Source organism: Polaribacter staleyi, assembly GCF_038024045.1.
GTDB lineage: Bacteria > Bacteroidota > Bacteroidia > Flavobacteriales > Flavobacteriaceae > Polaribacter > Polaribacter butkevichii.
This window is the reverse complement of sequence record NZ_CP150665.1, coordinates 2893666-2916069: the sequence shown is the minus strand read 5'-3', so window position 1 is coordinate 2916069 and position 22404 is coordinate 2893666. Positions and strand designations below refer to the sequence as shown.

The 22404-nt window shown below is 31.1% G+C and carries 22 protein-coding genes and 1 tRNA gene; 10 read left to right on the top strand and 13 right to left on the bottom strand.

All coding sequences use genetic code 11. The features are described from left to right. The first annotated feature begins 79 nt into the window (after positions 1–79). The 9 genes from lysM (at position 80) to WHD07_RS12325 (ending at position 7539) form a co-directional block, all read left to right on the top strand. A complete protein-coding gene (gene lysM, locus WHD07_RS12365) occupies positions 80–550 on the top strand; it encodes a peptidoglycan-binding protein LysM (RefSeq protein WP_343328657.1) in 471 nt (156 codons plus the stop codon). A 123-nt stretch (positions 551–673) separates the two neighbouring features. After that, positions 674–1570 (top strand): DMT family transporter, encoded by an 897-nt coding sequence (locus WHD07_RS12360; protein ID WP_343331011.1) that lies wholly within the window; start codon positions 674–676, stop codon positions 1568–1570. Positions 1571–1618: 48 nt separating this feature from the next. Further along, positions 1619–2473 carry a YicC family protein gene (locus WHD07_RS12355; protein WP_343331010.1) on the top strand — a complete coding sequence of 285 codons (855 nt, stop codon included), beginning with the start codon at positions 1619–1621 and terminating at the stop codon, positions 2471–2473. A 102-nt stretch (positions 2474–2575) separates the two neighbouring features. Further along, on the top strand, positions 2576–3169 hold the full coding sequence (gmk, locus tag WHD07_RS12350; RefSeq protein WP_343328656.1) for a guanylate kinase: 594 nt from the start codon (positions 2576–2578) through the stop codon (positions 3167–3169). 83 nt (positions 3170–3252) lie between these two features. Continuing rightward, the gene (nadD, locus tag WHD07_RS12345; RefSeq protein ID WP_343328655.1) at positions 3253–3837 is read left to right on the top strand and encodes a nicotinate (nicotinamide) nucleotide adenylyltransferase; all 585 of its coding nucleotides are present in this window, start codon (positions 3253–3255) and stop codon (positions 3835–3837) included. Between the two features lie 83 nt (positions 3838–3920). After that, a complete protein-coding gene (locus WHD07_RS12340) occupies positions 3921–4787 on the top strand; it encodes a M23 family metallopeptidase (RefSeq protein ID WP_105049577.1) in 867 nt (288 codons plus the stop codon). After that, entirely contained in the window at positions 4787–6286 is a 1500-nt protein-coding gene (locus WHD07_RS12335) for a GH3 auxin-responsive promoter family protein (protein WP_343328654.1), read from the top strand. The genes WHD07_RS12340 and WHD07_RS12335 overlap by 1 nt, the downstream gene beginning before the upstream one ends. 194 nt (positions 6287–6480) lie before the next feature. Continuing rightward, entirely contained in the window at positions 6481–6933 is a 453-nt protein-coding gene (locus WHD07_RS12330; RefSeq protein ID WP_105049579.1) for a 6-pyruvoyl trahydropterin synthase family protein, read from the top strand. A 78-nt stretch (positions 6934–7011) separates the two neighbouring features. Then, entirely contained in the window at positions 7012–7539 is a 528-nt protein-coding gene (locus WHD07_RS12325; protein WP_343328653.1) for a hypothetical protein, read from the top strand. A gap of 52 nt (positions 7540–7591) precedes the next feature. Here the strand turns inward: WHD07_RS12325 and pth are convergent, their stop codons facing one another. The 3 genes from pth to WHD07_RS12310 all read right to left on the bottom strand — a co-directional run bounded on the left by pth (position 7592) and on the right by WHD07_RS12310 (position 9886). Continuing rightward, positions 7592–8158, bottom strand: a complete 567-nt coding sequence (gene pth / locus WHD07_RS12320; RefSeq protein WP_343328652.1) for an aminoacyl-tRNA hydrolase — start codon at positions 8156–8158, stop codon at positions 7592–7594. A 173-nt stretch (positions 8159–8331) separates the two neighbouring features. Next, positions 8332–8925 (bottom strand): 50S ribosomal protein L25/general stress protein Ctc, encoded by a 594-nt coding sequence (locus WHD07_RS12315; RefSeq protein WP_343328651.1) that lies wholly within the window; start codon positions 8923–8925, stop codon positions 8332–8334. A gap of 19 nt (positions 8926–8944) precedes the next feature. Next, the gene (locus WHD07_RS12310; protein ID WP_343328650.1) at positions 8945–9886 is read right to left on the bottom strand and encodes a ribose-phosphate pyrophosphokinase; all 942 of its coding nucleotides are present in this window, start codon (positions 9884–9886) and stop codon (positions 8945–8947) included. A 124-nt stretch (positions 9887–10010) separates the two neighbouring features. Here WHD07_RS12310 and WHD07_RS12305 point away from each other — a divergent pair. Beyond that, a tRNA-Leu gene (locus WHD07_RS12305) sits at positions 10011–10095 on the top strand. A gap of 100 nt (positions 10096–10195) precedes the next feature. On the opposite strand, the gene WHD07_RS12300 is transcribed toward WHD07_RS12305, so the two are convergent. From WHD07_RS12300 to WHD07_RS12255, 10 genes are all read right to left on the bottom strand, one after another. Beyond that, positions 10196–11233, bottom strand: a complete 1038-nt coding sequence (locus WHD07_RS12300; protein ID WP_343328649.1) for a glycoside hydrolase family 43 protein — start codon at positions 11231–11233, stop codon at positions 10196–10198. A 10-nt stretch (positions 11234–11243) separates the two neighbouring features. Next, the gene (locus WHD07_RS12295; RefSeq protein WP_343328648.1) at positions 11244–12662 is read right to left on the bottom strand and encodes an MFS transporter; all 1419 of its coding nucleotides are present in this window, start codon (positions 12660–12662) and stop codon (positions 11244–11246) included. Positions 12663–12674: 12 nt separating this feature from the next. Then, positions 12675–13823, bottom strand: a complete 1149-nt coding sequence (locus WHD07_RS12290; RefSeq protein WP_343328647.1) for an endo-1,4-beta-xylanase — start codon at positions 13821–13823, stop codon at positions 12675–12677. A gap of 368 nt (positions 13824–14191) precedes the next feature. Then, entirely contained in the window at positions 14192–15361 is a 1170-nt protein-coding gene (locus WHD07_RS12285; protein ID WP_343328646.1) for a hypothetical protein, read from the bottom strand. An 88-nt stretch (positions 15362–15449) separates the two neighbouring features. After that, positions 15450–15854, bottom strand: a complete 405-nt coding sequence (locus WHD07_RS12280; protein WP_343328645.1) for a hypothetical protein — start codon at positions 15852–15854, stop codon at positions 15450–15452. A gap of 147 nt (positions 15855–16001) precedes the next feature. Next, positions 16002–17411, bottom strand: coding sequence for an alkaline phosphatase (locus WHD07_RS12275; protein ID WP_343328644.1), 1410 nt, complete (start codon positions 17409–17411; stop codon positions 16002–16004). Positions 17412–17489: 78 nt separating this feature from the next. Next, positions 17490–18227: a ThuA domain-containing protein gene (locus tag WHD07_RS12270; RefSeq protein ID WP_343328643.1), complete on the bottom strand. Its 738-nt coding sequence runs from the start codon at positions 18225–18227 to the stop codon at positions 17490–17492. A gap of 25 nt (positions 18228–18252) precedes the next feature. Beyond that, entirely contained in the window at positions 18253–19545 is a 1293-nt protein-coding gene (locus WHD07_RS12265) for a sugar phosphate isomerase/epimerase family protein (protein WP_343328642.1), read from the bottom strand. A 13-nt stretch (positions 19546–19558) separates the two neighbouring features. Then, complete coding sequence (locus WHD07_RS12260; RefSeq protein WP_343328641.1) at positions 19559–21238, bottom strand: glycoside hydrolase family 43 protein; 1680 nt, start codon at positions 21236–21238, stop codon at positions 19559–19561. A gap of 3 nt (positions 21239–21241) precedes the next feature. Continuing rightward, positions 21242–22333 carry an endo-1,4-beta-xylanase gene (locus WHD07_RS12255; protein WP_343328640.1) on the bottom strand — a complete coding sequence of 364 codons (1092 nt, stop codon included), beginning with the start codon at positions 22331–22333 and terminating at the stop codon, positions 21242–21244. Between the last annotated feature and the right edge of the window lie 71 nt (positions 22334–22404).

Here is a 22404-nt window from a genome sequence, read left to right as displayed (position 1 = left end):
AATAGATTTAAAATATCTATTTTTTTGTATCTTGCATCAGTACAAAAAATTAAAATTTTAACAAAAAACAATTAAAAAAATGGGAATTTTTTCATTCATTAAAAATGCCGGAGCTAAAGTTTTTGGCATCGGTAAAACTACAGAAGAGGAAAATGCAGAGAAATCTGAACAATTAAGAGGCGCAATTGCTGCTTTAGAATTAGAAGTTAAAGACTTATCTATTGAAGTAGATGATGATGCTGTAAAAGTTTGGGGAGAAACTGCAGACTTAGCTACCAAAGAAAAAGTAGTTTTAGTAGTAGGTAATACCAACGGTATTGCTTCTGTAGAAGACAACTTAACAGTTGCAGAAGTAGAGGTAATTGAAGAAGCTGCAATGGCGCAATTTCACACTGTAGAAAGTGGAGATACTTTAGGTAAAATTGCAAAAAACTATTATGGTAACGCAATGAAGTATCCTGTAATTTTTGAAGCTAACAAACCAATGTTATCGCATCCAGATAAAATTTATCCTGGTCAAGTTTTAAGAATACCACCATTAGTAGACTAAACATAGAATCATCTAACCAAACCTTAAAAGAGTTTTAAAATATATTTGAAACTCTTTTTTATGCTCTAAATTAAAATTTATCACCAACTTTGCAGGCTAATTATAGAATTTTAAATCTTGAAAATAAATCAAAGAACATTAGCATTAACTGCCGTTTCTGTAGCTACTTTAATTTACGGTCTTAATTATACCATTGCTAAAGAAGTAATGCCTGTTTATGTAAAACCCTATGGTTTTATTTTGATACGAATTCTTGGAGCAACAGTTATTTTCTGGTTTCTTGGTTTATTTATTAAATCAGAAAAAATAGAAAGATCAGACTATAAAACAATTCTCTTTGCTTCCTTTTTTGGTGTTTGTTTAAACATGCTTTCCTTTTTTAAAGGTTTAAGCCTAACAACCCCCATAAGCGCTTCTGTTATGATGGTTACATCACCAATTATGGTGTTAATTTTCTCTAGCTTACTAATACGAAAAGCTATTGAAAAACAAAGAATCATAGGGGTTATCATTGGTTTAATAGGTACAATTTTACTAATTACGTACGGCAATTCATCAGACACAAATGCAACAAATAACAACTGGGGTAATTTTTTAGTCTTTGTAAACGCAGCTTCTTATGGCTTATATTTAGTTATCTCTAAAAACCTAATTGCCAAATACCATCCAATTGTTCTTGTAAAATGGTTATACTTAATCGGATTATTTTTGGTTATTCCTTTTGGATATACTGAATTAAGTGAAGTTGTTTGGCAAGAGATACCTGTAAATATTTATTGGAATATTAGCTATGTAATTATCTTTACTACTTGTATTACCTATCTGTTTAACTTGTACGGTTTATCTAAATTAAAACCAACCACTGTTAGTGTTTTTATTTATTTACAACCTGTAATTGCCACTATCTTTGCATTAATTGTAGGTAGCGACTCTTTAAACTTTATAAAAATTGGGGCAACCTTACTTATCTTTTCTGGGGTATATTTAGTAACCAGACAAGTAGAAAATTCTGTGAAATAAAAACTATATTTGCCTTTCATCTAAAATGTTGATTTTATGATTCAATCTATGACTGGTTATGGGAAGTCTGTATTACAATTACCTACAAAAAAAGTAACCATAGAAATTAAATCTTTAAACAGTAAAAACCTCGATTTAAACGTTCGTATTCCTTCTTATTATAAAGAGAAAGAATTGGCTGTTCGTAAAAAACTAGCAAGCGCATTAGTTCGTGGTAAAGTAGATTTTTCAATCTTTGTAGAAATGACTGCGGATGAAACTTCTACAACTATAAATCATGGTGTAGTAAAAGAATACATGCAACAACTAAGAAACGTTGTACAAACAGGCACTACTGATGATGTTGAATTATTAAAAATGGCCGTAAGAATGCCTGATGCATTAAAAACAGAACGTGAAGAATTAGATGAAAACGAGTGGAACCTTATCAACGAAAGTGTAGATATTGCAATTAAAGATATTGTACAATATAGAATTGATGAAGCTGCTTCTTTAGAGATAGATTTTAAAGAAAGAATAGCAAATATTAAAACATATTTAGAAGAAGTAAAAGCTTTGGATGGCGATAGAGTAGAAAACGTTAAAACACGTTTAAAAAAGGCTATCGACGATTTAAAAGTTGATACGGATGAAAACCGTTTTGAACAAGAATTGATTTATTATCTAGAAAAATTAGATATTAACGAAGAAAAAGTTCGTTTGGCAAATCATCTAGATTATTTTTTACAAACAATGGATTCTGAAGATTCTAATGGTAAAAAACTAGGATTTATTGTTCAGGAAATGGGACGAGAAATAAACACAACAGGTTCTAAAGCTAATTTTGCACCAATGCAAAAAGCCGTTATTCAAATGAAAAACGAATTAGAGCAAATTAAAGAGCAAATTTTAAATGTGCTTTAAATAACTATTTTTCCTGCAAGGTTTCTAAAACCTTGTAGGTATTTACACTATTCAAATTATTAAGATGCTGAAGAAAGTTCAGCAAGACAAATACTAAAATATATGTCAGATTTTAAAGGAAAATTATTCGTTTTTTCGGCACCTTCTGGTTCAGGTAAAACTACAATTGTACGTCATTTATTAAAACAAGAAAGATTTAATTTAGAATTCTCTATTTCGGCTACTTCTAGAGCACCAAGAGGAGAAGAAAAAGATGGTGAAGATTATTACTTTATCAATTTAAGAGAATTTAAAGATAAAATTAAAAATGATGAGTTTTTAGAGTGGGAAGAAGTTTATAGAGACAACTTTTATGGCACTTTAAAAAGTGAAATTGAACGTATTTGGGCATTAAAAAAACATGTTATTTTTGATATTGATGTGGTTGGCGGATTACGAATTAAAAAGAAGTACCCAAATGAAACCTTGTCTGTTTTTGTAAAACCACCAAGTGTAGATGAATTAAAAATTCGTTTAAAAAAGCGTTCTACAGAAAGTGAAGACAAAATAAACATGCGTATTGCAAAAGCTTCTGTAGAGTTAGCAACGGCTCCGCAGTTTGATAAAATCATAAAAAATTACATTTTAGAAGACGCTTTAAAAGAAGCAGAAGATTTAATGAGTGATTATTTGGGATTAAAAGAAAATAAAGAGTAGAGAAACAAGAAAAGAGAGATAAGACAAGAGACAAATAAGAAGTCTCTTGTCTTTCATCTTTTTTCTATCATCTTTTAAAAGATATGAGTAAAATCGGTTTATATTTTGGCACCTTTAACCCCATACATATTGGGCATTTAATTATTGCCAATCACATGGTAGAATATTCAGATTTAGATGAAATTTGGATGGTGGTAACCCCTCATAATCCGTTTAAAAAGAAAAGCTCTTTACTAGAAAATCATCATCGATTTGAAATGGTTTACAGAGCAACAGAAAACTATGTAAAAATTAAGCCTTCTGATATTGAATTTAAATTACCACAACCCAATTACACCGTATATACATTAGCAAATATTACAGAGTTACATCCAGACAAAGAATTTTGTTTAATTATGGGTGAAGACAATTTAAAGAGTTTACATAAATGGAAAAATTATGAAACTATTTTAGAGCATCATCATATTTATGTATATCCAAGAATTGCAGAAGGTACCGTAGATCATCAATTTAAAAATCATTCTAAAATTCATAAGGTAGATGCACCTATTGTGCAGATCTCTTCTACCATGATTAGAAAGGGTATAAAAAATCAAAAAAACATACAACCACTCTTGCCAAAAGAAGTTTGGGAGTATGCCGATGAAATGAATTTTTACAAAAAATAATTAAATTAAATTTGTAACGTTAGTAAACTGAGTACATACTGCAAAGGTTTCTTGTATCTTTGTTAAACATCAAATACATTTTTGTGGCTAAAAAAAATAACAAAAAAGGAAAACTTAAAGAAAAACTGACCGACAAATACAGGTTGGTTGTTTTAAATGAAGATACTTTTGAAGAGCGTTTTTCATTAAAACTATCTAGATTAAATGTTTTTGTTTTAGGCGGATTTTTTTCTATTTTATTAATAGCCAGCACCATTTTATTAATAGCCTTTACCCCTTTAAAAGAATATATACCCGGTTATTCCTCTTCCGCTTTAAAAAGAAAAGCAGCCAATTTAACTTTTGAAGCAGACTCTTTAAAAACTAAATTAGCCATTTTAGAAAACTATACAAAAGCCTTAAAACCTGTATTAACAGGCGATATTGAACCCGATAATATAGATTCTATTCAGGTTGAAGCAAGACACCGTTTAATAGACGAAAGCAAGCTAGATGCCTCTAAAGAAGATTCTATATTTAGAGAAAAAGTAGAAAGCGAAACCCGATTCTCTATACAGAAAAATGCGCAAAGCAATGTTAAAATTGTATTTTTTGCTCCTTTAAATGGTACTATTTCTCAAAGTTTTGATGCAAGTGCAAAACATTTTGCCGTAGACATTACCGCAAAAACAGGAACCCCAATTAAAGCAACGGCAGATGGTACTGTTATATTTTCTGGATGGACTGCAGAAACGGGCTACGTTATTATTTTAAAACATGCTAAAGATTATATTTCTGTTTACAAACACAACGGAAATTTACTAAAAGAACAAGGAGATTTTGTAAAATCTGGCGAAGTTATTGCCACTGTAGGTTCTACCGGAGAATTAACAACCGGACCTCATTTGCATTTTGAACTCTGGAACGGTGGTTATTCTGTAAACCCAACAAATTTTATTGATTTTAAATAATGAGCATCAAATCACTTTTTGCAATACCGTTTGCTAAAATAGCAACAAAAAAAGTTTACAAATGGGCAAATAACCCTCATAAAACACAAGAAAAGGTTTTTAAAAACCTACTCTCTAAAGGAAGTAAAACCGCTTTCGGAAAAGATCATAATTTTTCTAATATTACTACCTACGAAGATTTTAAAAAAGAAGTTAAAGTTACTGATTACGAAGGCTTAAAGCACTATGTAGATAGAGTTGTTGCCGGTGAACCTGATGTTCTTTGGACCGGAAAACCGCTTTACTTTGCAAAAACCTCGGGTACAACTTCTGGCGCAAAATACATACCTATTACCAAAGATTCTATGCCAACACACATTAAAGCGGCAAGAAATGCTTTGTTATTTTATATCAAAGAAAAAAACGATGCTAGTTTTGTTGATGGAAAAATGATTTTTTTACAAGGAAGCCCTGTTTTAGCCGATAAAAACGGCATAAAACTAGGTAGATTAAGCGGAATTGTAGCGCATTATGTTCCTCAGTATTTATTAAAAAACAGGTTACCAAGTTGGGAAACCAACTGTATAGAAGATTGGGACACCAAAGTAAATGCCATTGTAGAAGAAACCATTAACGAAGACATGTCTGTAATTAGCGGCATTCCGTCTTGGGTACAAATGTATTTTGAAAAATTAATAGAAAAAACAGGTAAACCAATATCAGAAACGTTTCCTAATTTTAATTTCTTTATTTATGGAGGCGTTAATTTTGAGCCTTATAAAAATAAATTTGAAAGTTTAATTGGTAAAAAGATAGATTACATAGAGTTGTATCCTGCCTCAGAAGGATTTATTGCCTATCAAGATTCTCAGACAGAAAAAGGAATGTTGTTGCAATTAGATTCTGGTATTTTTTATGAGTTTATTCCTGCGGATGAGTTTTTTAACGAAAACCCAACAAGAATTTCTTTAAAGGATGTAAAAATGGGCGTTAATTATGCCATTATTTTAAACACCACAGCAGGTCTTTGGGGATATAATATTGGTGATACCGTAGAGTTTACATCAACAAAACCTTATCGAATTAAAGTTACCGGTAGAATAAAACATTTTATATCCGCCTTTGGCGAACATGTTATTGGTAAGGAAGTAGAAAAAGCACTAAACGACTCTATTAAAGGCACAAATATAAACATTAGCGAATTTACAGTAGCACCACAAGTAAGTCCAGAAAGTGGTTTACCGTATCATGAGTGGTTTATAGAGTTTGAAAACGAACCAGATGATTTAGAAGCTTTTGCGGCTAAGATTGATGCTTCTATGCAGGCTCAAAATATTTATTATATCGATTTAATTGAAGGGAAAGTTTTACGTCCCTTGGTGATTAGAAAAGTAAAAAAGGGTGGTTTTCATGAATATATGAAATCTATTGGTAAATTTGGAGGACAAAATAAGATTCCGCAATTATCTGATAACAGAAAAATTGCAGATGTTTTAAATAATTTTTTAATTACAGCATAACAAAATACACACAAAATGGGAGGAGATTTTTTATTTTTAGGGTTGGCAATAGCATTAGTTGTTGTTTATTTTTACAACAAGTTTAGAAACAGAAGATAATTTTTTTGTCATTAAGAAGCATAAAATAATCTGATAATAAAAAACAGATTACTTCTTTATTCTTACTCGTAATGACAGATTCATAAAAAACACAAATGAGCACAATTAGAATTACCAAACAGTTTAATTTTGAAACAGGACATGCATTATATGGTTATGATGGAAAATGTAAAAATGTGCACGGACATTCTTACAAACTATCTGTAACTGTTTCTGGAAAACCAATTAAAGACAATACCAATGTAAAATTTGGTATGGTAATAGATTTTGGGGATTTAAAGAAAATTGTTAACGAAGAAATTGTTGATATTTTTGACCATGCCACTGTTTTTAATAAAAACACACCTCATGTAGAGTTGGCTAAAGAATTACAAGCAAGAGACCATCATGTTATTTTAGTTGATTACCAACCAACTAGTGAAATGATGGTGATAGATTTTGCCGAAAAAATTAAAAATAGATTACCAGAAAACATCAAGTTATATTCTATAAAACTACAAGAAACAGACTCTAGTTTTGCAGAATGGTTTGCTAGTGAAAACAAATAGTCTGTTTTAAAAAAGTGTACTATTTTAATCGTAACATTTTAAATTATGACTTATATTTGCCCAAAAAATCAAAATATTATGAAATTATTAAAATCATTTTTAATCTTATTTATCGCAATCTCTATTACTAGCTGTAGTAGTGACGATGACAATTCTTTTGAGTTATCAGCAGTAAATTTAGCTGGTACTTACAAAATTACAGCTTACAAATCTGTAGAAATAGAATCTGCAACATCTTCTGCAGGTAAAGTTATTACGCTTGCTACAACCACAAAAACTAGAAGTTCTTCTACTGTAAAAGTAATATTAAATGCAAATAATACATACAGTATAGATGGAATTCTTGTAATGACATCTAAAACAGATGGAGTTGATAACGATGATGATATACAAGACCTAGACGACACTGCAGGAACCTACGCTTTAAATTTAGATTCTAAAACAATTACCCTTACAGAAACATTAGGTAATGGTTTGGTTATTGGTACTTTTGACCTTAAAACCTTTAATGCAGACAAATTAATCATCAAACAAGATGTAAATAGCACTACTAAAGGAGGTAATGACATTAACACTGTTACAGACATTACTTTAGAAAGAAATTAAAAAAGTAAATAAACTTTAATAAAAAAAGGTATCTAGAAATAGATACCTTTTTTTATTTACCGTTAAAAGTATTCATGGTATTATTTAAGCCTGCAGTACCAAAAGAGGTTATTACTTTTGCAGAAGTTGGCAAACGTTCTATTAATTGGCTCGTTTCTTCTTTACTCCATTCTCCAAGCACAAAATCTACCTGTCTACCTCTACTATAATTCCCCCCTACTCCAAAACGAAAACGAGCGTATTGCTGTGTATTCAATTTTTCTTGAATGTCTTTTAATCCATTATGTCCGCCAGCAGATCCTTTTGCTTTTAAACGAATTGTACCAAAATCGATATTTATATCATCTGTAACTACTAAAATATTTTCTATAGATATATTTTCTTTATCCATCCAATACTTTACCGCCTTTCCACTTAAATTCATAAACGTACTTGGTTTTAGCAAAATAAAAGTTCTGCCTTTAAATCGAAAGCTAGCTACATCACCTAGCTTTTCAGTTTCAAAAGTTGCATTGTGTTCTTCTGCCACTTCGTCTAGCACCTTAAAACCAATATTATGCCTTGTATTGATATATTTATCACCAATATTACCTAAACCAATAATTAAAAATTTCTTCATCAACTCTTCTTTAGTTTCAACTTTTATACCCAATATGTCAGAAAAAAAGTTTTTAAATTTCATTCTTCAAAAATAAGAAGAATTACATAATGTGTGACCTTCAAATAAATTTAAGACAAAAAAAAAGCGTTACAAATTTGTAACGCTTTTTATATTTTATGCTTGCAAAAAATTTATTCTGCAGCAGCTTCTGTTTCTTCTTCTTCATCTGCTGATTTAGTAGCATTACGAGAAGTTCTAACCTGAACAACAACTGTATTGTCTGGGTGCATAAACGTGTACCCTTCTGTTGGTAAAGCTGTTACTACTAATTTATTTCCAATTTTTAATTTAGAAATATCTGCAGTTACAAAATCTGGTAAGTTAGCTGGTAATGCTTTTACTCTTAATTTACGGTTTGTAAAACGTAAAGATCCACCATTTAATACACCAGGAGAAGTACCTGTTAATTTTACAGGAATGTTCATTGTAATTTCTTTATCATCAAATAATTGATAAAAATCAACGTGAATGATTTTATCTGTTACTGGGTGATATTGAATATCTTGTAACACTGCTGGTATTTTTTGACCATCAATATCAAGACTTGCAGTATACACATTTGGAGTGAATACCAACTTTTTAAACGCTTTTTCTTCTGCTGAAAAATGTATTGGGTTTTCTCCTCCGTATATAACGCAAGGAACCATACCAGCATTACGTAAGGCCTTAGTAGCTACTTTACCCACGCTTTCTCTTTTTGATCCTTTAATTGAAATTGATTTCATTTCTTTGTTTATTATTTATTTACATTAAAAATTGTCCACTAATTGAAGTATTGTCTTGCACTTTATGCATAACATCAGCAAATAATGGCGCGCAAGATACCACTTTTATTTTAGATGTAGCCTTTTTTAAAGGAATTGTGTCTGAAACAATTAACTCTGTTAATCCTGAGTTTTCTATTTTTTCATAAGCACCACCAGAAAGTATAGGATGTGTACAGATTGCTCTAACACTTAAAGCACCTCTTTCCATCATTAAATTTGCTGCATGAGCCAAAGTTCCTCCTGTATCAATCATGTCATCTACTAAGATTACATTTTTACCTTTAACATCTCCAATTAACTCCATATGACCTATTACATTGGCTTTTTTACGCTGTTTGTAGCAAATAACAACATCACAGTGTAAATGTTTAGAATAGGCATACGCTCTTTTAGAACCACCCATATCTGGAGAAGCAATTGTTAAATTTTCTAATTTTAAACTATTAATGTATGGCATAAAAATAGTGGAAGCAAACAGATGATCTACTGGCTTTTCGAAAAATCCTTGAATTTGATCTGCATGTAAATCCATCGTCATAATTCTAGTTGCCCCTGCAGATTGCAATAAATTGGCTACTAATTTTGCTCCTATTGCAACCCTTGGTTGATCTTTTCTATCTTGTCTTGCCCAACCAAAATATGGCATAACAGCAGTAATGTGTCTTGCAGATGCTCTTTTTGCTGCATCTAACATTAATAACATTTCCATTAAATTGTCTGCATTCGGAAATGTAGATCCAATAATAAAAACACGTCTTCCACGAACAGATTCTTCAAAAGCTGGTTGAAATTCTCCGTCACTAAAGTAAGTTGTTTTAACTTTTCCTAAAGTAGTATTGTATTCTTTTGCAATCTTTTCTGCCAAAACTGTGCTTTGTCTGCAGGCAAAAAGTTTTGGTGCTAATTGATTTGTAGGCATTTAGTTGTTTTTTTGTTGTGTTGTTCTGAGTTGACAAAAGTAGAAATTATTTATTGAGTTTCGAATTAATTTTTTGACTTTAAAATAAAATAATTTTATACCTTTGCAATCTTATTAATTTTTTGCTCAAGTGGCGGAATTGGTAGACGCGCTGGATTCAAAATCCAGTTCTTTCGGGAGTGTGGGTTCGATTCCCACCTTGAGTACCAAAAAAAACCTCAACTATAATAGTTGAGGTTTTTTTATTGTGTAAAACAATTCAAATTTTGAATACGTTTTGATAATCAAATTTATCTAAAAAGTTAGATCCTACTTAGAATAAGGAATTAAAGTAATAATAGTTCCATCATCTCGATAATTAATTTCTACAACTTTTACAGAACGCAAATGCGTTACTCCTTTTGATAAACTTGAATCATGATAAAACAAATAATCTTTTCCATCAACATTACAAATAGAGTGATGCGAGGTCCAACCAACAACTGGTTCTAAAATTCTACCGGCATAGGTAAATGGTCCATAAGGAGTATTTCCAATTGCATAACAAATAAAATGTGTATCTCCGGTAGAGTATGAGAAATAGTATTTGCCATTGTGTTTATGCATCCACGCAGCTTCAAAAAAGCGTTTTTCATTATCTTTTGCTAATAATAAATCTCCATTTTTATCAATAATCTCTATTTCTTTTGGTTTTTTTTCAAATTCTAACAAATTATCAGTCATTTTTGCTACAAAAGGCAATAATGCTGGCTCATTATCTTCAGGAAAAAATGCAGTTGGACTCTCTGGTTGGTCAGCATTAAACTCACCCGTTCTCCAACGCTGTAATTGTCCACCCCAAAGACCTCCAAAATACATATAATAACTACCATCATCATCTTTAAAAACAGCAGGATCTATAGAAAAACTACCTTTAATAGCTTCTGGTTCTGCTTTAAAAGGTCCTGTTGGAGAATCGCTAATAGCAACACCAATTCTAAAAATATCATCATGTGCTTTTGCTGGAAAAAACAAATAATATTTTCCATCTTTTTCATTTGCATCTGGTGCCCACATTTGTTGTTTTGCCCAAGGAACGTCTTTTACATGTAAAGCCAAACCATTGTCTACAGCCTTACCATCTATACTATCCATAGATAATACATGATAATCTTCCATAGCAAAATGGCTTCCTAAATCATCAAAAGCTTCTCCGGCATCAATATCATGAGATGGATAAATATATATTTTACCATCAAATACGTGTGCAGATGGATCTGCTGTATACATATGAGATACTAATGGTTGTGAAATGGCTTTTTTATTTAATTCATCAAAATTTATGTGTTCTATACTTTCTTCTGGCATTGTATTCTTTTTAAATTGCTCTTCTTTCGTTTAACTCTTTTTCAATTTTTAATTCCATTTTTTTATCAATTTCATAAAAATATAACAGGCCTACTCCTATTAAAAACGGAATTGCAGCATACACACTAATTAATAACTTTGTACCATTAATAGCTGCTTCACTTTGTACTTCTAGAAGAGAATCATATCCATAGGCTCCTAAAATTGATGAAACTAAAGCACTACCAATACTTATACCTCCTTTTAAACCAACCATCATTGCAGAAAATATAATGGCAGTTGCTCTTCTGTTTGTTTTCCATTCAGAAAAATCAGCTACATCGGCAATCATCGTCCAAAGAATTGGAGTCCCAATTCCGTAAAAAAACATGTGTAAAATTTGAGTAATAAAAATTAGTTCTATAGATTCTGGTTGATAAAAATAAAAAGCAATGATAAATAAGGTTGAAATAAAAAGAGAAATGGCAAAAACATTTCGTTTTCCGTATTTATCTGCCAAACGTTTAGAAAGAATGATCCCTATTAAACCAACTAAAATTCCTATTCCATTAAACACCCCTAAACCAAAAGAAGTTTCATTTTCAAATGTGGGTAGCATTGATCTATACGGATCTAAAAACACTCTTAATTTTTCTTCATTGACAAAGTTTTCGAAATAATAAACATAAGAGCCACCTTTCATGGCTAATGTTATAAATATTAGAGTTGTAAGCACTAACATTATTACCCAAGGTTTATTTTGAAACAAATCTGATAAATCTTCTTTTAAACTAGATTTTTGTTCTGGTTTAGGTATTACTCTTTCTTTTGTTGTAAAAAACGTAATCATTAGCATGATGGTTCCTATAATGGCTAAATAAGTCATAACAGTTTCCATACCTGCGGCTTTGTTACCATCACCTGCTTTTAAAATTAAATCGTACATAAAAACTTGTACAAAAAACTGTGCCCCTAAAACACCTACAAATCGATATGCAGATAGGCTATTACGCTCTTTCATATCTCCAGTAATAACACCACTTAAAGCAGAATACGGTAAATTATTTGCAGAGTATAACAATAAGAGTAAAGTATATGTTATTACGGCGTAAATAACTTTTCCTTGATATTCAAAATCTGGCGTAGTAAAAGCTAATAGCGCGGTTACTCCTAAGGGTATTGCAGTCCATAAAATCCATGGTCTAAATTTACCCATTTTGGTATTTGTTCTATCTGCCAAAGCACCCACTATAGGGTTAAAACCAAACGCAGCTATAAGACCAACTGTTAAGGTTACTAATGCGGCATCTTCTGGTTTTAAGCCATAAATATCTGTATAAAAATAGGATAGATAGGTTACTAGAGTTTGAAAAACTAAATTGGCTGCTAAATCTCCAAGAGCATAACCTACTTTTTCTTTTACGGATAATTTGTGTGAAATAGTTGTCATTTTTAGGAGCTATTAGTTTGCCTTATTTTTAAGCGCAATTACATTATTATATACTTCTTTTGGTTTATTATCTCTTCCAAAAAGTAGTGGATAATTTGTTCTCCCTTTAATTGGCCAATTATTTAACCAAGATTGCCCATCATTAACTCCCCAAAAAGTAACACGACTAATTTTATCTTTGTGTTTTAAAAAAAGATTAAAAATATCTTCATAACGTTTTGCTATTTTTAGTTGAATGTCTGCTGTTAATCCATTTGGATAAGGATTCATTTTAGGGTCATTCTCGTACCTTTCATAGCTTTGTTCTACAGCAGCTCCATCCAATTCCCAAGGGTTTGGTAGCACAGTAATATCTAACTCTGTAAACATTACTTTCACTCCTAAGTCGGCATACGCAATTATACTATTTTCAATATCTTCTAAAGACGGACCATCTAAACTCCAATGTGCTTGCATACCTACACCATCAATTCTAATACCTTTTGCTTGCAAATTTTGCACAATTCTAATAACTCCTTCTCTTTTTGCGGGTTTCCAAAGATTGTAATCGTTGTAAACTAGCTCTGCATCTGGTGCTGCTTTTTCGGCAAGTTTAAAAGCTAATTCTAAATAGCTTTCATCTCCAAAAATTTTATAAAAAAGAGATTCTCTTGGAGATCCATCTTCATTTAAAGCTTCATTTACAACATCCCAAGAATCAATTTTTCCTTTATATCTACCTGCAATAGTATTTATGTGCTTTGTAATATTATTTGCTAAAGTGTCTTTATTTGTAATTTCATGAACCCAAGGCGCCAATTGACTGTGCCAAAGCAAGGTATGCCCTACAACATGCATGTTATTTTTAGTACCAAAAGCAACATAAGCATCTGATACATTAAAATTATAAGTGTCTTTTTTAGGGTGAATTTGCTCCCATTTTAAATCGTTCTCTGGAGTAATGGCATTAAACTCTCTAGTTATTAAAGCTGTTTGTACTGCATTTACTTCTTTAATTTGACCTGTATTAAGTGCTGTTCCTATTAAAAAGTCTTCTTTATAACTATCTTTTAAAGACGTTTTATTTTGAGGTGTTTCTTTTACAGTTTCCTTTTTTGCTTCTTTACAGCTTAAAAGGCAAATTGATATTAAGAGTAAAGTTGTATTAATTTTATTAAACATATCTATATTGTATTTATTTGTAAATTTCTATGGATAACACTTACTGCTATTAAGTGAGTTTTTTTTATATAAACTGACCAATAGGTAGTTTTAAAAAGTATCACTTAATATTGGTTTAAAATTAACTGTAATCTATAGATTGCTGTAAAACAAATACTGCTTTTAGTAGAACAATTCTTGCATTACATGAAATAAATTCTATTTTAAAAGTGCTACATAATTCTAGCAATCCCTTATAAACACTAAACTTATAAATAGTTCTTGAAAAATACTTTTCTACTAGTAATAATCAAGTTGATGGAAAGTTGGTTTGATTAGGACTATTGGGAAAATAATCTTCTTAAAACCTAAAAAGGTTTTAAAAAAACTTACTTCCTTGTATAATTTAAGAATTTATTAATTTCAAACTCACCATCTAAAACAGTTGCTTTAAAAACATATTTACCTGCTTTGGGCATAAAAATACGTGGTGTTGTAGTATTGGGATTATTATTTTCGAACTCACAATTGGCAGGTCCTTTTACTTGCTTCCATACTATTTCCGGACTAATGGCGTCTTTATCCTCGTCTGTAATCACCGTAGTAATTGCAAGACTGTTATCCGTTTTTGAATACGTATAATCAATAGTAATCCTTGGAGGTGTATTTATTGCAGAAACTAAAGCATTGGTGTCATTTACAAAGCGTTGCTCATCCTCAATACCTGCTACCCAAAGGGCAATACGTTGTGCAAACACCCTATTATCGGAATGACTTAAACGGGTTCCAGCCCCAGCATTCCAAAACAAATTACGATCAAAAACGCCTATTACTCTACCTTTACCTATTTCAGCTATTGCTAAAGAGACATCAGTATTTTCATTAAATTTACCATCATTAGAATTTACAACTAACCTACCTCCTAATCCGCCTTCTTGCGCTTTCGCTAAAATTACTGCTGGTTTAGAAACACGAACAAAACTTACTCCTTCTCCCCTAAAAGCAACGCCTTTATGTTTATTGTTTTTATTAATAAAATGATCTTGTGTATACTCGTTCACCAGGTAGTTTCCAGCACCATTGTCGGTCAAAAAATGCATACCAAATTGCTCCATTAAAACATTGTCAGAAATTCGCCCCATTTCATTATCCACACCTACAATGCTATATTCTCCTCCAAATCCACTATCTGACCAAGCAATTACTCCGCCGCCTTTTTTCACCCAACGCTTTAAGGCTTTAGCTTCTGCATCGATAAAAACGCGCTGATTTGAGCCTAAAATTAAAACATCAATCGCCTTTAGAAATTTGGCATTAATTACTATTTCTTGATCGTAAACTTCATTTACAGTAAACCCAACAGCTTCCAATGCTTTTTTAAAACCACTCATCCCTAAATCACCTTCATCATTCAAACGCATTTGATGAAATGGTTTTTTACTTCCGGATGGTACCGTACCATCAGCAGCAACATCTCCATATACATAAACAATGTTTTGCGCATCTACAGCAAGAAAACAAATTAAACTTATAGCTAATAATATTATTTTACTTTTCATATTTTTATTTTTAGTGATACCTTATGAATAGTTTATTTTTTTGCCTTAAAAAAGAGTATTCAGCTTACTCAATTCAACAACTAAAATACTAATAAGTTACCTTCGATTTATTTTTTAACTTTTTTTCCATAATAGGATATAGATCATAGGTTGGATACATCTCTGATTTAAAAGCTTTCCATGCTGTTCTTTCTATCGCTAAATTTACAGCTGATAATTTTGAAGCAGGGAGTTCTAACACCACCATTTGCCCAATTCCCATAACTACAAACCAATTAACTACAGAAACACCTTCTGGAGGGAAATTTTCATAAAACCCTTGATCCGTTCTTATCTTTTCAATCTCATTTAAATTCATACTTTGATCATGTTTAAGAAAAATTGTTAACAACAACTTGTCATCACCTTTTTCAGAACGTGTTTTTACATCAGCCGATTGCGAATAACCAATGAATTGTAATAAAAATAGCGCAAGTAATAATGAGTATTTCATATTTTATAAATTTTAGATTTATTGTGTTTTTATGAAGTTTATACTTCTTGTTATGTTAGCGGATAAAAAGAATAGTGGAATATTATTTCTTTTTTTATCCTATTAATTGAAGATATTTTTAAAAGATTTTTTTCTAAAATGATTCAACTATATACCCATAAGTTTCTCTATTTTTTTTGGTAAATCTGTATTATCGAAATACTCAGAGAACTCTTCTTGACCTTTACCAATAACTCTAACAGGAATCGGTGTACCAGAATGATCGCCAGAACCCCAACTTATACCTGCCTTTTTATTTAAAATATAGGCTGCTGTTTCTCCAATGGATTTTACTTTAGTTTTAGTTAAATAATCGGCATCTGCGTTTACTTTTTTATCTCCTTTAAACTGTTTTTTATAGGCTGATTTTAATAGGGCTAATTCTTTATCATCTAAAGACAAACCGATTTCACTGTTTCCTAAGCCAAAATCTGCCTGTATTAAATCTAAAATAGTACTGAAAGAAACTTCTGGATCTGTATTTTTAAGTTCTGTCATTTTTCTTTTAAACTCTTGAACTGAAATTATTTGGTATTTCAACAATTCAGGATGTGTGGCATAATTTATCCCTGTAAATAGAGCGCCTGTTTCATGATCTGCAGTAACTATAATTAATGTTTCATCTGGTCGTTCTTTATAAAACTCATAGGCTTCTTTAATAGCATCATTAAAAGCGATTACTTCATGAACCATGGATACACCATCGTTTCCATGACAGGCCCAATCAATTTTACCTCCTTCTACCATCATAAAAAAACCTTTATCATTATCAATCACTTCAATCCCTTTTTTTGTAAAATCGGTAAGAGAAAGTGCTCCTTCTTTTTTATCAATAGCCCAGTAAAATTCTCCTGAAGGATACATTTCAGGATTTATTGCTATTATTTTTTCATCGCCATTTTTTAACTTATTAAATTCCTTATGAGAATCTGCAATGGTATACCCCTTTTTAATAGCATTTTCAAATGAATCTGGTTGATCTCCTTTTTTTCCTTTAGGATGATGAAAGCCTCCTCCACCAAAATAATCAATATTATAATTGGGTAGCTCCATACTAATTTCGTAATACATATTGCGAGAATCTTGATGTGCATAAAACGATGCTGGAGTGGCGTGATCTATCATTACACTTGACAAGATACCGACTTTAAAACCTGCTTTTTTTACTTTTTGAGATATGTTCTCATACGCTATTTTTTTGTCGGGAGATTTTCCTATAATACCATTATTGGTTTTAAACCCTGTTGACATTGCTGTTGCTGCTGCACAAGATGTGGTAACATAAGAACTAGCTGAATAGTTAGTCATATTCGAGTTCACCGGAAAACTACTCATTAATAGTTTGTCTGCTTTAATCTCCTTAGGTTTTGCATTTAAAAACATTTCGGTAGCATAAACTTGATTTGCTCCCATACCATCGCCAATAAACAGAAATACATATTTTGCATTTTGTTTTGTTTGACTATAACCAATAGCACAAAAAAAGGCCATTGAAATTATCATTAGATTCTTTATCATAATATTTATTTTAGTAAATGTAAAGTGAGTTCTATTTTTTTGATAAAACCAAATAGGCTCTAAAATTTTGCAAATAATTTATTTATGTTGCACCCAATATATTGCACCAAAAATGTGATTCAAAAAGTTTTTATCTTTAAACGATTCTGGTTTATGACCTAAAGCCGTGTAAAACGATCTTCCGCCTTCATATTCTTGATACCAAGAAATAGGATGTTTTGCTCCCATGCCTTTTAACGGAATGTCATCATAACCTGCAGTAAAATCATAAGAAGCTTCATCAACAGTTAATAAAATATTTAGTGTATCTAAATTCATGTTTTTAAAATTATACCACTCATCACTACGAAGCCATTTATTTGGAAGATGCCAAGTTGCTGGAAAATCATTATTCTCGACGTTTACAATTGCGGCTTGTAATTTTGGGTGATCTACAAATTTGGCTCCAACAAGGCCATCAAACCAAGCATTATCGTTTTCACCATCTGCTGTTCCGTGTATGCCAACAAAACCTCCGCCTCGTTTCATAAATGCTTTTAAAGCATCCATGTGCTTTGGCGTTAAAAAATTGGCATTGGCGTTCATAAATATGACTACATCATGTTTTGGTAATTTTTCTATAAGATCATCTGGTCTTTGTGTCCAATCAAATTGAAACTGATGTTCTGCTGCCATTTCTTGAAAAGCATCAACAGCAACAGGAATGGTATTGTAATGCCAAGTATCATGTTGGGTAAACAATAAAACACGAAACTGATCTTGTGCATTGGTTTTCATCATTGAAAAGAAAAATATGGTTAATAAAAGATACTTCATTGTAAAAGCTTTCATAAGCAAACGTTTATTTTAATAATTCATAATACATATATTCCCAAGCTAAACCTACACTAAACAAAGGAGGAAATCTATACGCTTCAACCTCTGACAAGATGTATTGAACTCCAGCTATTTCTTTATAGTTGAAAATGTCCTTGAAATCTATTTTACCACTTTCACCTAATTCTTTATAGTCCTTTACATGCCAACTAATAAATCGTTTAGGATGGATTTTAAAATAATCAACAGGATTTACACCGCCCATTTGCATCCAATATAAATCAGATTGAAAATAGACATATTCAGGGTTGGTATTTTGAAGAAAATAATCATAAATGGTTACGCCTTCTACCTTTAAAAATTCATCGGCATGGTTGTGATACACAAACTTCAATCCGTTCTCCTTACACAGTTTTCCAACTTTATTATAATAATTAGAATACTCTTGAAGTTCTTTGATCGTCTTGATGCCTTTTAATTTACTATTTGATGTAGAAAGATATTCAACACCAGCTTTTTTATGATCTTGTATCGTTTTATTCCACCACGTATTTATGGAAACATCATCATTTTTATCTTCTGGATCGAAAAAAGTCATAGAGCCCAAAAACTGCATACCCGATTTTTCAACCATAGCCTTAAACTGTTTTGGATTTTGACCGTAAAAACTACCTTCTTTATATACAAAGGTCTCCACATAGCTATACCCCATTCTACCTAACTGAATTAAGGTTTTTTCTGGGTTTTTTAGCATCTCTTTGTGAACAGAAACCAACTGAATACCAATATTTTTGTCTTTAGGATTCTGCTTAATGTATCTCGTTTTCCATAAACTCTTTTCATTTGTATCAAATCCTTCCAATATAACATCCGTATAATTCTGAAAGTTAAAATCAACCTTTATTGTTTTTTTACCATTAAGATTTCTGTCTTGCATCGTCCATTGATTTTCTGAAGGAAAGGTGCCTTTCCCCGTAAAAAATGCACCTTGTGCATTATGACCTGCAGCAAAAATAGTATCGGTAACCTCATCATAACCAATAATTTCATGCAGTATCGAATTGTATTGATTGGTACTATCTTTTTGAAAAACATCAACGGTGAGCGAATGCTTATTGAAATTATTCATGCTACTCATTTTTATTTCAGGAAGTTTTGCTACACTATCTGTGTTAGGATTCATAGCACTTACCCATTGACCAGCATATTGTCTTAATCTCTCTTTTTGAGAAGAAATACTGTAGTTTTCTTGAGCTTTTAGATGTAAAGTATTTATAATTACAACTACTAATAGAACTATTTTTATATAAAACTTCATATACTATTTTTTATTATTTTTTTTGATCGTTGTTACTTATTTTAAACCAATTAAAAATAGCAGCATTAGTACTTTTAACACCTGATGAAGTAGTGTACATTCCGTAAATAGTTCCTACAAAACCACCGGCTTTTTTGGTGCTTAAAAAAGTAGCATCTGCGTTTTCATATATAGTTTCCCAATCTGTATTGTTTATGGAATAGAAAAAATTGTAATATTTTCCTTTTGCCTCAATCTTAAAAGAAATATTATCACTCTCTTTTATTGATTTAAAAGCGATTTCTTCTGTTCCGTTTTCTGTTGATTTTAATAATTGAACTACAGGTTTATTATCTTTTACCGTTTTACACAAGTAGTAATAATGCGTTTCATTTTGAAAAGCAATTAAGCCTGCTTTTTCATTTTCATCAACTGCTTTAAAAGATAACTTTGTAGTTACCTCACCAAATAAATGTTTTTGTCTGTACCCAATAAAACTTGGGTTTGATGTACCTGAAGTGGTTTCTGGACGCGTATTTATAGTTAATTCTCCGTTTAAAATTGAATACCATTTTTCTTTTGGTGTTCTTAAAAAAAGCCAATCAAACGCTAAAGTATCTGTATTAAACTCATCTATAAAATCTGCATTAACAGACGGTTTATTTGCAAGTGGTTTTTCTATTGTTATTTGATAATGGTCTTTTACAACATCTCCTTCTAAATCAAAAACAGGCCAATCATTTTCCCATTTTACAGGTGCCATAAAAGTTTCTCTACCCGTATTAAAGTGGTGATTACCATCATAAGGTCTACACCCTAAAAAAACACCCCACCAATTCCCTAAATTGTCTTCTATAAGATCTGCATGCCCTGTAGATGTAATTGGATTTTTTCTAGTATCCTTTAAATTTCTTTGCGTTAAAATCGGATTCTTTTCATAGCTTTTATAAGGTCCTAAAATATTTTTACTTCTAAAAATAACTTCAGAATGATCTTCTGCTGTGCCTCCTTCTGCAGCCATTACATAGTAAAATCCGTTTCTGTTATAAACATGCGGACCTTCAATCCAAATAGGTTTGTCTTCTGGTTTTGCACCTTTATTTATAATTATTTTAGCTTCACCAACAGTTTTTAGATTCTTAACATCTAACTCAATAATTTTAATAGTTCTGTGTCCATCATATTCTGGTGAGTTATTTGGTGGATTGCTATTAAAAACAACATAAGTTTTTCCGTTTTCATCAAAAAATAATGAAGGATCGATACCTTCTACTTTTGGCAACCAAGTTGGGTTAGACCAAGGTCCTGCAGGGTTAGAAGCAGAAATAATAAAATTATTTTTACCACCAACAATTGTGTTAATAATATAAAACACTCCATTATGATAAGAAATTGCAGGTGCAAAAACGCCTTGAGAAACTTCTAAACCTTCTAAATCTAATTGTTCTGGTCTGTCTAAAGCATTTCCTATTTGTTTCCAGTTCACCAAATCATCACTTTTAAAAACAGGAATACCAGGAAAATAGGCAAAAGTTGAGTTTATTAGATAATAACTATCCTCTACTTTACAAATACTTGGGTCAGGATAAAATCCTTTTAAAATAGGATTTGTAAATGAAGTTTTTACGAATTCACTAGTCTTTTCATTATCTTTTTTACCAGAACAATTGAGGCAAAAAACAGAAACAATTATTATTATAAAAAAATTCTTCATAACTTAATTCTCTTCTTTTAATCCTTCTAAAAAACCAAAATAAGCAGGTTTAGGTGCTAATTTTTCATCAAAAATAGTTGGCCAATCATTTATATTAAAAAACCCTTTAATCCATGTATCTCTATCCGTAAAATCCCAAAAAGTGATTCCGTATTGTTGTTCTTTTGGCACAATAGACTTATACATTTTAACTAAATTCTTATATTTTTTGGCTTGTGCTTCTTTCATTTCTTCGGTTAGTTTTTCATAAACCTGTATACCGCCACCTCTAGTATCATCGTGTTTATTAAAAATAATATCTAACTCAGAAATGTGAATTTGTAACCCTGTTTTTACCGCTTTTTTTAATGAATTAGCAATTACCTCATCAGGAGTATCCATACGAATATGCATTTGAAAACCTAAACCAGATATAGGCACTCCTTTTGCTTGTAATTCTTTAATCATAGTAAGCGTACTATTCAATTTTAACGTATCTCTTTCAATATTAAAATCATTATAAAACAAAATAGCTTCTGGGTCTGCTTCATGCGCGTATTGAAATGCTTTTGCAATATAATCTTTACCGATTGCATTGTACCAAATTGTTTTTCTAGCTTCACCTCCATGAGATTCTAATCCTTCATTAACCACGTCCCAAGCAGCCACTTTTCCTTTATATCTTGTAACATACTTTGTAATGTATGCTTTCATAAAAGTACCCAACCACAAACTATCTTTGGATGCTTTTTCTTGAACCCAATTTGGCGTAGAACTATGCCAAATTAAATTGTGTCCAAATAATCTTTGCTTATTTTTCTGTGCATAATTAACAATACTGTCTACTATTTTCCATGAATAAACACCTTCTTTAGGCATAATATTATTCATTTTCATATCACTCGCAGAAGTAATACTATTAAAATTACTCTTCTGTAATTTTTGCAGTTGTGTGTCTTTTAATAAAGTATTTATTTTGATAGCAGTTCCTATAGGAAAATCTGCATAATTTTTTAATCCTTTTAATTCTTCTTTCTTTACACCACTTTTACAAGAAAGCAATAAAGAAACTGTTATAATTAAAAATATTGAATTGAAATATTTAGTATACTTCATCGTAGTGTGATATTTAAAATATTAACTAGTTTTTTTGATAAAAAAACAGTTAAATGTTTTTATATATTTAA